The organism is Yersinia thracica, from assembly GCF_902170565.1.
Taxonomy (GTDB): Bacteria; Pseudomonadota; Gammaproteobacteria; order Enterobacterales; family Enterobacteriaceae; genus Yersinia; species Yersinia thracica.
Window position 1 is genome coordinate 1 of the sequence record NZ_CABHXX010000095.1, and the last position, 12,925, is coordinate 12,925.

A 12,925-nucleotide genomic window follows, 5' to 3' on the forward strand; every position below is an offset into this window, starting at 1 on the left:
GAATTAATTTATGACAAACGGATTTTTGGGGGGGGGGCGGGTGATACTACTGATATTATCGGGGCTTTGCTCGGTGGGCATGACAGCCTCTAAGGGTGATGACACCTGTGCGAACGCTCTATTCATTTACTTATGACGTCAGTTATTCCGTTTTTATCTACTCAACTTACTTAACAAGCTGAATAGTGGTGATATCCCTGCTCGTTACTCCTCCCATTTCATGCTAAATTTACCTATCTCACACCATGGCATCGTTTCAGGTACCAGTATGTTTACCTATAAAGAAATATCATCGCTGAACGAACTGGAATTGATCGTCTATAACTACATCATAAAAAATACTGATAAAGTGATGTACATGACCATCAGAGAATTGGCGGATGCTGCGGGAGTATCGACTACCACAGTTTTACGTTTCTGCAAAAAAATGAATTGTGATGGTTATTCTGAATTCCGTATTCGTTTTAAACTGTATTTAGAACATGATGAAAAACCACCAGTCACTTTTGGTATCAGTGAAATAATTAGCTATTTTAAAAGTATTAATAATAGCGAATTTGATGAGTTACTTGATACGGCGGCAGCTCAAATAGCCGCTACACGTCGAATTATTTTTGTTGGAATAGGAACATCTGGTGCATTGGGGAAATACAGTGCGCGTTTCTTCTCTAATATAGGGAAGTACAGTACCTATATTGATGATCCTTACTATCCGATCAATAGTGATATGTATCAGGATGCGATTGCAATTATCTTCTCGGTTTCTGGTGAGACGGAAGAGATTATCCGCATAGCCAATCAGTTCAGCATACAGAATTGCAAAGTGATTAGTCTGACTAACAGTGATAACTCAACATTGGCTAAGATGGCGGATTTAAATATTTCCTATCATATGCCGCCTATTGTATTGGAAGGCCAATATAATATTACCACTCAGATCCCAGTATTATATATTATTGAGACTATCGGCAAGAAACTCCCCAAGTTAATTAATAAAAACACTCGATAAAACAGGGTGTTTTTTACATGGAACATATCCCAAGTCACGGTTTTTGTTATATCGTGACTTCGTTTTTCTTTTTGTTAAACTTCAGTCTTAATCAACAAAAAATATTAATAATAATCCAGTAACACTCTGTTTATCTTATACTCAGCATTCGTGGCAGGAGACTAATAATGGCAATTGATTACTCATTGACCGCCCAGGAAATTATTAAATATATCGGCGGTGATAATAATGTGATTACCGTCACACATTGTGCAACGCGGTTACGCTTTATATTGAAAGATAATAAAGCTGTCGATAAAGAAAAATTAAATCGTGTTAAAGGGGTTATTACCGTCATTGAAGCGGGTGGGCAAATGCAAGTGGTTATTGGTAACCACGTTGGCGATGCTTATAAGCATGTGACGAACCTGATTAATATTGATGAAAGCGCGCCGGTGGCAGCACCTAAAGTCGGCATTGTTAGTCGCTTAATGGATATTATCTCCAGTATTTTTGCGCCTTTTCTTTACCCACTGGCCGCTTGCGGTATTTTACAAGGGATCATTTCTTTCCTTGCCGCGATAGGTTGGATGGATGCCGCCAGCGGCACCTATCGTATTCTAAACTTTGTTTCCTGGACCGGTTTTACCTTCCTGCCGGTGATGGTGGCCTTTACTGCTGCCAAGAAATTCAATGTTAACCCTTTCACCGCTGTTATTACTGCATGTGCGCTGATCAGCCCAGATTATATGAACATGCTCACGGCCAACAAAATCGTCACGGTGAACTCAGCCGACCCTGCGGTTCAGCAATTAATGCATGAAGCACTGAATAATCCGCAGGTTGCCCATATTTTGAATACCATCGCCGGTATTCCTTTGTCGTCACCGACCTTAGATTTCTTCGGTATTCCCGTGCAATACCTGAGCTATACCGCCTCGGTTATCCCGATTATTTTGATGGTTTGGGCGATGTCTTATGTGCAGCGCTTCTGTGAAAAAGTGCTGCCGATGGTGGTGCGTAATCTGTTTACCCCAATGTTCTGTATTGCCATTATGGTGCCATTAACCCTGCTGGTGTTTGGCCCAGTGGGTAACTTGATAGGTGGGGCTATTGGCGGGGTTTACAATACACTTTATAACCTCAGCCCAGCGATAGCAGGGTTTATGGTTGGTGCATTCTGGCAGCCACTGGTCACATTGGGTGTTCATTGGGGCATCACCCCAGTCACTGTGGGTAACTACGCTACATTGGGTTATGACACCTTTACTGGTCTGCAAGCCTCAGCGGTCTTCGCCATGGCCGGAACCATGTTTGGCGTTTATTTAAAAACGCGCAACAGTGAAATGAAAGGAATTTCATTGTCAGCAGGGATTACAGCTTTATTCGGTATTACCGAACCTGCTATTTACGGTGTGGCATTACGCTTGAAGAAACCGTTCTTATGCAGTTGTGCTGCCGGGGGGATCGGCGGGGCTATTGCAGGGAGTTTTAATGCTGTGTCATGGAGTTATTGCCTGCCCGGTATCGCAGTACTGCCAGTCTTCTTTAAAGAAGGGCATATGACACAGTTCCTGGGATTCTTGCTATCCATCACTGTTGCTTTCGTCTTGGGTGCGGTTTTTACTTGGTTGGTTGGGTTCACTGATGAGACAGAGAATGTTGAACCATCAAACAGTGCTAAAACATCCGATGCACCAATTGTTCAGGCGCAAATGAATCAGGGCTAAAATAGTTAATGTTCGGGCGGGCTATCACCCGCCATTGATTTTCATTTTCAGGGTGAACGATTGCCCGCAGTACTAAGGAATAAATTTATGAGCCACAAACAATTACCGAAAGATTTTTTATGGGGCGGCGCAGTTGCAGCGCATCAAGTTGAAGGCGGCTGGGATAAAGGCGGCAAAGGTATAAGTATTGCCGATGTATTGTCCGGTGGCTCACACAGTGTTGACCGTGTGATAACTGATGGTGTACAAGACGGTTATCGCTATCCAAATCATGAAGCGGTTGATTTTTATGGTCATTACAAAGAAGACATCGCAATGTTTGCTGAGATGGGCTTCAAATGCTTCCGTACTTCCATTGCCTGGACGCGCATTTTCCCGAAAGGTGATGAGCTGCAACCGAATGAAGCTGGTCTGCAATTTTACGATGATATGTTTGATGAGCTACTGAAATACGGCATTGAGCCGGTGATTACGTTGTCTCACTTCGAAATGCCATGGCACTTGGTTAAAGAATACGGCGGCTGGAAAAATCGGAAAGTAGTCGATTTCTTCGTGAGATTCAGCGAAGTGGTCATGGAGCGCTATAAAAGCAAAGTCAAATACTGGATGACATTCAACGAGATCAATAACCAACGCAACTGGAAGTATCCATTATTTGGTTATTGCTGCTCTGGCGTGGTGTTCACTGAACAAGAAAACCCTGAAGAAACAATGTATCAGGTTCTGCATCATCAGTTTGTGGCCAGTGCCAAAGTGGTCAAACTGGGCCACACTATTAATCCAGAATTCAAAATTGGCTGTATGGTCGCGATGGTGCCGCTATACCCATTCTCTTGCCATCCAGATGACATGATGTATTCAGTAGAAGCTATGCGTGAGCGTTATCTATTCGGTGATGTTCATATGCGTGGTTACTACCCTTCCTACATTCTGAATGAATGGGCGCGTCGCGGTTTCACTATTAATATGGAGGAGGGGGATCTCGACACTCTTCGTGAAGGTTGCGCGGATTACATGGGGTTGAGTTATTACATGAGTAATGCAGTTTCTGCGATTAATCCAGGGAGTGGAAATTCCCTTTCCGGTTTTGAGGGCAGTGTACCTAACCCCCATGTTAAAGCATCTGATTGGGGATGGCAGATTGATCCTGTCGGCTTGCGTTATTCACTGAGCGTATTGTATGAGCGTTACCAAAAGCCGCTATTTATTGTTGAAAATGGCTTTGGTGCTATCGACCACGTTGCTGATGACGGCATGGTTCACGATGATTACCGCATTGCGTATCTCAAAGCCCATATTGAGCAAATGAAAAAAGCGGTGTTTGAAGATGGCGTGGACTTGATGGGGTACACTCCATGGGGCTGCATCGACTGTGTATCATTCACGACGGGTGAATACAGCAAACGTTATGGTTTTATCTACGTGGATAAAAATGATGACGGGACTGGCACGATGGCGCGTTCGCGTAAATTGAGTTTTGACTGGTATAAGAAAGTTATCGCCAGCAATGGTGAAAAACTCTAATTTCTCGACAAACTTGCCATTAAAGAAATCCGCTCAATTATATGGGCGGCTTATAACATGGGCAGAATATTGTCAGTTACCGGTAATCTGAGAAAGTTTTAATTATTCAAAATAATGTAATTTTAATTTCTGAGTCATTCAATATATTACCAATAATTTATTAAAGTCAGTTTTATAAATGAGACCCTGATGGCATAGAATATCATCCTTTAATCGAGCCAGCCTCTGGGTGTTAATAATAAAGACAATGCTACACAGCAATATTTCATAACATTGTCTATAGTGTTTCACGACTTAATAGATAATAGTTATCAGATTAAATCCAATGTTTAATCTTTCAGTTAAGTATTTTTTATTTTCTAACTGATGCTTATATTCAGTCGGCGACTGCCTCGATTATTGATACATAGCTCCCAGTGTCGATGATACGATTAAGCTTCAAATTTGCACTAGCCAGTAGTGCTTTCAATTCCTCTTCCGTCCGTGCTTGCCCTCCATCAAAACTACCGAGTAATAGCAGGTCAATCTCTCGACCTCCCTGCCAGATATCCTCTCTGGAGATAACCGGTTCTAAGATGAGCACTTTTGCGTTGGGCCGCATTGCATTACGGCAACTGCGTAATATCTTGCTTGCTTGTTCTTCCGGCCAATCCATTGTGATGTATTTTAATAAATAAATATCAGCTGTTGGGCAGCTTTCAAAGAAATTACCTGTCTGGGTTTCCCAGCGCGAATCATCCCCTAACTCACCAAGACGGTTTTTTGCTAAAACAGCGGGGCGGTCGAACAAGATACCCTGGAGTGTCGGATTATTTTGCAAAACTTTCAGCAGCAATCCGCCGAATCCCCCAGCAATATCCACCACTGTGGCATGTTCTGGGAAGTCATAACTGCGTACCAAAAAGTTATTTTCCACTGAGGACATAGACGACATCCCAGTATGAAAATCACCTTCTGACTCGGGAATATTATCTTGTGACCAGTATTCATAAAAAGACATTCCGAAAGCCTGTTTAAAGGCCGATTCCCCCCGTAAATTTTCGACAAGATTTCCCAACGGCAGCCAAAATGTTTTATCGGTTAACATCAATACTGCTGATCGCAGTGAATTATGGCTACCTGAGCAAAGGAATTGTGCGGCGGCGTTAAGTGAATAGCGACCATCTGCTGATTCTTCAAAAATATTACGCGATGCCAACATGCGTAAAACACGATTTAACAGACGCCCATCAGCCCCCACCGCCGTCCCTAATTCCTCCGCTGTTCTGGCACCTTTGGTCAGATGATCCGCTACTCCTAAAATAGTTGCAGCCCGTAATGAGGCTTGAAAAGTAAACCCCATCGCCTGTTCTAATAAGTATAATGCTGCACTGTCATTTCCATTCTTAAGTTGATTATTATTGCCCATGATAATAACGCTCTCTGATAATTGTTTTAATTATGTATAATTGCAATAAATACAAATGCAAGTATATTCATTAGGATATTAAATATATCCATAGATAATGTAGTCGACGAAATTGAATTATTACAAATAGTTTATGGTGATAATTAAGTTAATTGCTTGGTAGGATGGGCAACACAATGAAAATCCTGGATTTTAATGGTTAACAATACTTATGTGTCTGGATTGTATTTGTAATGTAAATTAATGATTACTATCCACTCGCGGATGAGTCAGTTTTTCCCTTTGATTTCCCCTTAACTTCCATCCTCAAACCCCACAAACAAAAAAACCAACCCTAATGGATTGGTTTTCTTGAGGTATTTTGGTCGGCATGAGAGGATTTGAACCTCCGACCCCCGACACCCCATGACGGTGCGCTACCAAGCTGCGCTACATGCCGATACAGTGGCATTTATACTACATTTTACAGTGACTAATGCAAGACCTGTAAAAATCGTTCGCTGGTTTTTTAAGCGCTCGAAGTTCGGTTTTTAGAGCTAGTTGGCAATAAAACGTTTTATATCAGTCAGCACTTGCAATAGTAATGGGAGCTGTGGCTTTTCATCTTTAATTTCATTGCCTTGTTCATCATAAGTCCGGTATTCACCATTATTATCTAGCACAATCGTTTGTGTTGGCGTAGTGATAACTAGAGTGCCATTATCGCCCGTCGCTACCCAGTTGTTGTTGCGTTGTGCGGCGAATAAGTCTTCCCCTTGCGAATAATCCTCTGCTGCGTTTTTAACGTGTAATAGCCGCTGCATCAATGTGGTCATAATATCTTCGTGGTTAGTTAGCTTATTCACTTTCTGTGCGGGTGTACCCGGCCAGTGGACGATTAACGGGACTTGTAACTGTTGACGATTAAAGCTGCTACCAGCCCCCCAGTTATCATTACCGCTATCATTAAATTCGACACCATGGGCGGCAGTAATAATAACGACGGTCTTATCGAGTTGTCCGCGTTGTTTTAGCGTATCCAGAATGGTCGCAATCTGCTGATCCACATCTTTTGCGCCCGTCTTATAGCGGCGAACAAAATCGGCTGGCGTGGCAACTTTATGACCAGCAACAGGATCTTGCGCTTCAATTGACCCGTTCAAATTAATGTATGAGAACCACGGCGTATTATTATTTAGTGTTGACAGCCATTGTTGCCATTGTGCGGTGGTCGCGCTGTCAGTTTGTTCTACCGGAGCAGGTAAGGTGAAATCAGATAACAACGCCTGGCGGTAGAGCGGCGAAGCAAAACCATCGGATGAGAACAATCCAAACTGATAGCCTTGCGCACTCAATGACGTGATGAATGCAGACGGTTTACGTGAAGAAAGAATACCGTCTAAATAGGTTGGGGAAATGCCGTAAAACAGCCCAAACAGCCCGGTATCCTGACGATTACCCGAGCTGTAATGCCGGTCAAACTGGATGTTTGAATGGCCGAATTCCGCCAAGACTGGCATATCTTTTTGTAGGCTATTGGTCCGGATGCCATCAACCACAATTAATAACAGATTATAACCGCTGCCTTTATCGCTGAAGGCGATCGGGCTGAGAGGATATTCAACTGTCAATGCATCTGGATTGCCTTGCTCGACTAAGCGCCGCTGATATTCCTCTTGGTCAAGCAGGCCGTGTTTCTCAAGGAATTTACGCGCAGTCATCGGATAGGAGAGCGGTAAATTCGCGCGCTGCATACTGATGGGGCGATAGAAATTAGCATCTGCCCAGATATAAATTAGATGTGAAGCAAAGAAGGCGGAAATAAGCACGGCAACCAGCGGCTTAACAAAGCGCTGTCGGTTGAGACTGCGTAGTTTTTGCCATGCCCAGGTGCCAAAAAGCATCTCGACAAGAAAAATGACTGGCACGGCAATAAACATCAATTGCCAATCACGCGCCAACTCAGTTTGATCCGGGTTAACCACTAACTCCCATACGACGGGGTTAAGATGCAAATGGAAGCGGGTGAAAACCTCGGTATCCACCAGTAGCAGGGTCAAGCCCGCAGTGGCAAAGGCGGCGGAAAGGAAACGGAGTAGCCGTTGTGACATCACCACAAAAGTCAGTGGGAATATCACCAGTAAATAGGCAGCAAAAACGATAAAGCTAAAGTGCCCAAGCCAACTGACAAGGGCATAGACACGGCCAATCAGCGATGAGGGCCAATCGGAGATAAACAAATAGCGGCTACCCAGCACCAGGCTGAACAGGATGTTAAACAGGGCGAACCAGTGCCCCCAGCTGATCATCTGGGAGACTTTTTCACGATAGCGCTGACGATTTGTCACCATATTGAGATTGCAGTCTTGGCCGGTAAATTAATGAGCTTTATCTTCACGAACTGAAGCTTGCAGGGCTTCAGCGAAAGAACGAGCCAATACTTTGCGTTGCGCCGGGGCAATGCTGGTATTGATCAGATTTGTTACCATATTTCCCAAAACCATCAAAGAAAGATCGGTTGGGGTACGGTGTTTTTCCAGTACGCTGACTAATTCTGACAGCAATTTTTCAACGTGTTCGTCGCTATAACGGGATGATTGTGGCATAGAAATTGTGCTCAACACCTGACAAAGTCCCATATCTTACCGTATAGAGACGCGTTTTTCCGCTATTTTATAGCATTAAGAATCATTGGCCACTAATTGAGGGCCGAGATAGCTTTTGAGTTGCAGCTCTCAGGTATCAGTGATTGAATACGCCCCTAGCCAAAAGGAGTATTTATCATGAGTCTGGATATTGACCAGATAGCCTTACATCAGCTTATCAAACGTGATGAACAAACGCTTGATGTGGTGTTGCGCGATTCGTTGTTACCAGCCAATGCTGTAGTTGAAGAAATGATGGCCGAGCTGCATCGGGTTTACAGTGCCAAAAGCAAAGCTTATGGGTTGTTTAATGAACAAAGTGAGCTGGCCGATGCGCTGAAACGGAGCCGTAAGGGTGATGAAGACTTCCTCAGTTTTAGCCGCGCGGCAACCGGGCGTTTACGTGATGAGTTAGCCAAATATCCGTTTGCTGAGGGTGGCGTGGTGCTGTTTTGCCAATACCGCTATCTGGCGGTGGAATATTTGCTGATTTCAGTGCTCAGCAGCTGTAATAGCATGCGGGTGAATGAGCAACTTGACCTGAGCACCACCCATTATCTTGATATCAATCGTGCTGATATTGTGGCCCGTATTGATTTAACTGAATGGGAAAACAACCCGGAATCAACCCGTTATCTGACTTTCTTGAAAGGGCGGGTGGGGCGTAAAGTATCTGATTTCTTTATGGATTTCTTGGCCGCAAGTGAAGGTCTGGATACTAAAGCGCAAAACCGCGGTTTATTACAGGCGGTTGATGATTATTGCGCGGATGCCGAGCTGGACAAAAATGAGCGCCAGGCTTATCGCCAGCAGGTTTATAGCTATTGCAATGAGCAATTGCAGGCCGGTGAAGAAATTGCCTTGCAGGAACTTTCGCAAGAGTTGCCAAAGTTGGGCGAAAAAGATTTCCAACAATTCTCTGCTGAGCAGGGTTATGCATTGGAAGAGAGTTTCCCAGCAGATCGCGGCACTTTGCGCCAGTTGACCAAGTTTGCAGGGAGTGGCGGTGGGTTGAGTATCAATTTTGATGCGTTGTTACTGGGCGAGCGTATTTTTTGGGATGCGGCGACAGATACTTTGACCATTAAAGGCACGCCACCCAATCTGCGTGATCAGCTACAGCGCAATGCGGGTAAGAAGTAATGGTTTGCACCATGACTTTATTCAGCTAATAAAAAACGCCGCAGAAGCGGCGTTTTTTATTTCGGCGTCCCGAATATCGAAAGCGACGCGATTAAACGCGAACGAAGTCGATATGAGTCAGTTTTGGCTTGAAAGCGTGACGCTGAACAGCCTGTACTTTAACTTTGGTTTCTTTACCGTCGACAACCAGAGTCAGTACTGAATCATAAAAGCCCGGTTTCAATTCAAGGTTCTTGGTGGTGTCATGGTCAAGAGCAATAGAGATTGCTGCTTCTGAACCACCGTAAATGATTGCCGGAAATTTATTTGCTGCACGCAGGCGGCGGCTCGCACCCTTACCCTGGTCGTTACGTACTTCTACATTGATAGTGGTCATTTTGTTTTCTCTTAAAGAAAATTAACCCTGCTACAGGCGACCCAGCAACAGGTTCGATACTCGGCTTTACTTAGGTAAACCCAGAGCAAAGCGGGCGACATTCTAGCGAAATATCCACCAGACAGCAAACGAAACTACGAATTTATCAGGCTTAATGCGGCTTAGGCGAGAGAGTCAGCCCGCCTAAAACGTCCCTGATAATCGAAAACCTTTTCCCTGATTTGCCACCATTGCCCACGGCGGCGGGCGACCACAAAATCCGGATAACGCAATAGCGCCTGCTGAGCGATGATATCGGCGGCGGTTTGCCATTTTAACGCAACCCCAGGCGCCCGTTGATGAGGGCGCAGGAAAATTTGCTCAAATGCCATCCGTTGGGCGGCGGTGGTTAAGCGAAAACGCTCACTGGTATCGGTGCCATCTTCGTCGTAATAGGTGATTTTTAGCCACTCGCCTTTTACATCCTGGCCACTTTCCAAACTCATTCCGCCGCAACGCAATACCAGCGCGTCTTTTAATTTCAGGGCAGCTTTCAGCATATCATCGGGATCGACCAGCACCTCCCGACACTGATGACAGCGGCGGGCGGCAATATCATTTTCCGCCCCGCAATGTGGACAGGATTTAAAACGGAAGCGGTAATCACATTGGGCTCGCGCGCCATCATCATCTTCAAACCAGCCCTGACAGCGGCGGCCATAATGCTCAATGATCTCGCCGGATTCGGTGCATTTCCCCCAGAAAATATTGGCAAAACCGCAGTCTGGGCAAAAAACTTGTACCGGCTGGCTGTCGCTGTGGGGTTTGCTGGTGCCCACTTCTGGGGTGAAAAGGTCGTGGGGATTGCCGGCATAATCCAGAATCAGACAATCTTCTTTGCCCGGCGAGAGCCGCAAGCCGCGCCCAACAATTTGTTGATACAAGCTGACGGATTCGGTTGGGCGAAGAATCGCAATCAAATCAACATGCGGGGCATCAAAGCCGGTGGTTAATACCGCCACATTGACCAAATAATGTAATTGTTGCTGCTTAAAAGCGGTGATTAACGCATCCCGCTCGGCGGGGGGCGTTCCGGCACTCACCAACGCCGCCTGGCCTTTGGGGAGTAGCCCATAGACTTCTTTGGCATGTTCGACCGTGGCGGCAAAAATCATCACGCCGCGGCGATGGACGGCATATTCAATTATCTGGCTAACAATATGTGGGGTAATTCTTTGCTGCTGTTTAAGCTCGCGGTCTAAATCCGCTTCACGGAACATGCCGTCGCTATTGCTGGTCAACCGGCTGAAATCATATTGCACGACCGGCATATCCAGCCGCTCCGGTGGCACCAGAAAACCGTGCTTAATCATATAACGCAGGGGCAATTCATAAATACAATCGCGGAATAGGGATTTCCCATCACCACGAGTGATACCGTGATGGTGGAATTGGTAAATCCAGCCTTTGCCTAAGCGGTAAGGAGTCGCCGTCAGTCCCAGTAAACGCAAACGCGGGTTAGTGGTGCGTAAATGCTGAATAATTTGCTGATATTGGCTGTCATCTTCGTCACTGATTCGATGGCATTCATCGATAATTAGCAGCGAAAAGGCACTATCAAACAGTGACAGATTCCGCGCCACGGATTGCACACTGCCAAAAACCACTTTCCCCTCGCTTTGGCGTTGTTGCAGGCCAGCGGCAAAAATATCGGCCTCTAAACCGTAAGTACAATATTTGGCATGATTTTGCGCCACCAGCTCTTTGACATGTGCTAGCACCAAAACACGTCCACGCGCCAGTTTGGCTAATTCAGCAATAACCAGACTTTTACCTGCACCCGTGGGTAAGACAATTAGCGCCGGTTCGGTATGGCGACGAAAATGAGCCAGCGTCGCGTCCACCGCTTCTTGTTGATAAGGGCGAAGTGTGAAAGCCATTAATGCGCCTGCCCGGTGATTTTTATCATCATTTTCAACTTGTTCAACTCATTCACCCTTTGCAACGCTTTCCTGCAACCTAACATTTACTTTCAACGTATAAGTGCCATTTATCTTCAAGACTTTCTATTATTATCGTCAAGGCTTTCTATTATTATGCCCGTGTGTGGCCGCCTGCGCGAGGGGACGATGCTGTGCAGATAAGCTGTTTCTCAATAACGGCTTTTTGCGTAACTGTTCCTAGGATGATAGGGCAACCGCCGCTATACTGTTTACTTAATTTCACACCGTATTATTAGCATTCTGCCATCATTGGCAGGTGTGAGTGCGGGTATCGCGCCCCTCAGTGGCACGACTATACCCTAAATAATTCGAGTTGCAGGAAGGCGGCAACGGAGGGAGTCTCAGGAGCTTACACTGGTAAGTGACTGGGGTGAACGAAACCAGCCCACGCACATGCAGCTTGAAGTATGACGGGTAAGACAACAGGCAAAGTAGATTTAATGCGATTGGACAAGTTTTTATCTCAGCAATTAGGGGTTAGCCGGGCGTTGGTCGCGCGCGAGCTACGGGCAAAACGCGTCACTATTGATGGCGAAATAGTCAAAAGTGGTGCCATTAAGCTGACGCCAGAACAAGACGTGAGATTTGATGGCAACCCATTACAACAGACGGTTGGCCCGCGTTATTTTATGCTGAACAAACCGCAGGGTTATGTGTGTTCAACAGAAGATCCGGATCACCCAACCGTGCTGTATTTCCTTGATGAACCCGTGGCTTATAAGCTTCACGCGGCAGGGCGGTTGGATATCGACACCACCGGGCTGGTGCTGATGACCGACGATGGTCAATGGTCGCACCGCATTACTTCTCCACGCCATCATTGCGAAAAAACCTATTTGGTGACACTGGAACACCCGGTTGCTGATGATACGGCGCAGCAGTTTACTGACGGCGTACAGCTGCATAACGAAAAATCATTGACGAAACCGGCGCAGCTTGAAGTTATCGAGCCTCAGTTAGTGCGTTTGACTATCAGTGAAGGGCGCTACCATCAGGTAAAACGCATGTTTGGGGCGGTCGGGAATCGTGTGCTGGAACTGCATCGGGAGCGCATTGGCGACATCAAACTTGATGATGATTTAGCACCCGGCGAGTATCGCCCACTGACTGCCGAAGAAATTGCGAGTGTCGGCGTTCCCCATCTGTAATT

10 protein-coding genes and 1 tRNA gene are annotated in these 12,925 nt (G+C 45.6%); 5 read left to right on the top strand and 6 right to left on the bottom strand.

Translation table 11 applies throughout. The features are described 5' to 3' along the window. The first annotated feature begins 268 nt into the window (after positions 1 to 268). The 3 genes from FTA91_RS13005 to FTA91_RS13015 all read left to right on the top strand — a co-directional run bounded on the left by FTA91_RS13005 (position 269) and on the right by FTA91_RS13015 (position 4,242). On the top strand, positions 269 to 1,009 hold the full coding sequence (locus FTA91_RS13005) for a MurR/RpiR family transcriptional regulator (protein WP_050113025.1): 741 nt from the start codon (positions 269 to 271) through the stop codon (positions 1,007 to 1,009). Between the two features lie 167 nt (positions 1,010 to 1,176). Beyond that, positions 1,177 to 2,718 (top strand): PTS transporter subunit EIIC, encoded by a 1,542-nt coding sequence (locus tag FTA91_RS13010; RefSeq protein WP_145536147.1) that lies wholly within the window; start codon positions 1,177 to 1,179, stop codon positions 2,716 to 2,718. Positions 2,719 to 2,805: 87 nt separating this feature from the next. Further along, complete coding sequence (locus tag FTA91_RS13015) at positions 2,806 to 4,242, top strand: 6-phospho-beta-glucosidase (RefSeq protein WP_050113027.1); 1,437 nt, start codon at positions 2,806 to 2,808, stop codon at positions 4,240 to 4,242. Between the two features lie 376 nt (positions 4,243 to 4,618). Here FTA91_RS13015 and FTA91_RS13020 read toward each other — a convergent pair whose 3' ends face one another. From FTA91_RS13020 to FTA91_RS13035, 4 genes are all read right to left on the bottom strand, one after another. Continuing rightward, complete coding sequence (locus tag FTA91_RS13020) at positions 4,619 to 5,650, bottom strand: methyltransferase (RefSeq protein ID WP_050113028.1); 1,032 nt, start codon at positions 5,648 to 5,650, stop codon at positions 4,619 to 4,621. Positions 5,651 to 6,012: 362 nt separating this feature from the next. After that, positions 6,013 to 6,089 (bottom strand) — tRNA-Pro (locus FTA91_RS13025). Positions 6,090 to 6,186: 97 nt separating this feature from the next. Continuing rightward, positions 6,187 to 7,980: an LPS biosynthesis-modulating metalloenzyme YejM gene (yejM, locus tag FTA91_RS13030; protein ID WP_050113029.1), complete on the bottom strand. Its 1,794-nt coding sequence runs from the start codon at positions 7,978 to 7,980 to the stop codon at positions 6,187 to 6,189. A 27-nt stretch (positions 7,981 to 8,007) separates the two neighbouring features. Then, a complete protein-coding gene (locus tag FTA91_RS13035) occupies positions 8,008 to 8,235 on the bottom strand; it encodes a YejL family protein (RefSeq protein ID WP_004389481.1) in 228 nt (75 codons plus the stop codon). A 177-nt stretch (positions 8,236 to 8,412) separates the two neighbouring features. Between FTA91_RS13035 and yejK the strand changes: the two genes are divergently transcribed. Next, entirely contained in the window at positions 8,413 to 9,417 is a 1,005-nt protein-coding gene (gene yejK, locus FTA91_RS13040) for a nucleoid-associated protein YejK (RefSeq protein ID WP_004389482.1), read from the top strand. Positions 9,418 to 9,508: 91 nt separating this feature from the next. On the opposite strand, the gene rplY is transcribed toward yejK, so the two are convergent. Continuing rightward, on the bottom strand, positions 9,509 to 9,793 hold the full coding sequence (rplY, locus tag FTA91_RS13045; protein ID WP_004700538.1) for a 50S ribosomal protein L25: 285 nt from the start codon (positions 9,791 to 9,793) through the stop codon (positions 9,509 to 9,511). 161 nt (positions 9,794 to 9,954) lie between these two features. Further along, complete coding sequence (locus FTA91_RS13050) at positions 9,955 to 11,712, bottom strand: DEAD/DEAH box helicase (protein ID WP_145536149.1); 1,758 nt, start codon at positions 11,710 to 11,712, stop codon at positions 9,955 to 9,957. Between the two features lie 503 nt (positions 11,713 to 12,215). Here FTA91_RS13050 and rsuA point away from each other — a divergent pair. Then, entirely contained in the window at positions 12,216 to 12,923 is a 708-nt protein-coding gene (rsuA, locus tag FTA91_RS13055) for a 16S rRNA pseudouridine(516) synthase RsuA (protein ID WP_050113031.1), read from the top strand. Positions 12,924 to 12,925: the final 2 nt, after the last annotated feature.

What these genes read in the sequence shown, in the direction of transcription:
- FTA91_RS13020 (WP_050113028.1), bottom strand. Translation starts at nt 5,650, where the DNA reads ATGGGCAATAATAATCAACTTAAGAATGGAAATGACAGTGCAGCATTA.
- rsuA (WP_050113031.1), top strand. Translation starts at nt 12,216, where the DNA reads ATGCGATTGGACAAGTTTTTATCTCAGCAATTAGGGGTTAGCCGGGCG.
- FTA91_RS13035 (WP_004389481.1), bottom strand. Translation starts at nt 8,235, where the DNA reads ATGCCACAATCATCCCGTTATAGCGACGAACACGTTGAAAAATTGCTG.
- FTA91_RS13010 (WP_145536147.1), top strand. Translation starts at nt 1,177, where the DNA reads ATGGCAATTGATTACTCATTGACCGCCCAGGAAATTATTAAATATATC.
- FTA91_RS13050 (WP_145536149.1), bottom strand. Translation starts at nt 11,712, where the DNA reads ATGGCTTTCACACTTCGCCCTTATCAACAAGAAGCGGTGGACGCGACG.
- rplY (WP_004700538.1), bottom strand. Translation starts at nt 9,793, where the DNA reads ATGACCACTATCAATGTAGAAGTACGTAACGACCAGGGTAAGGGTGCG.
- FTA91_RS13015 (WP_050113027.1), top strand. Translation starts at nt 2,806, where the DNA reads ATGAGCCACAAACAATTACCGAAAGATTTTTTATGGGGCGGCGCAGTT.
- FTA91_RS13005 (WP_050113025.1), top strand. Translation starts at nt 269, where the DNA reads ATGTTTACCTATAAAGAAATATCATCGCTGAACGAACTGGAATTGATC.
- yejK (WP_004389482.1), top strand. Translation starts at nt 8,413, where the DNA reads ATGAGTCTGGATATTGACCAGATAGCCTTACATCAGCTTATCAAACGT.
- yejM (WP_050113029.1), bottom strand. Translation starts at nt 7,980, where the DNA reads ATGGTGACAAATCGTCAGCGCTATCGTGAAAAAGTCTCCCAGATGATC.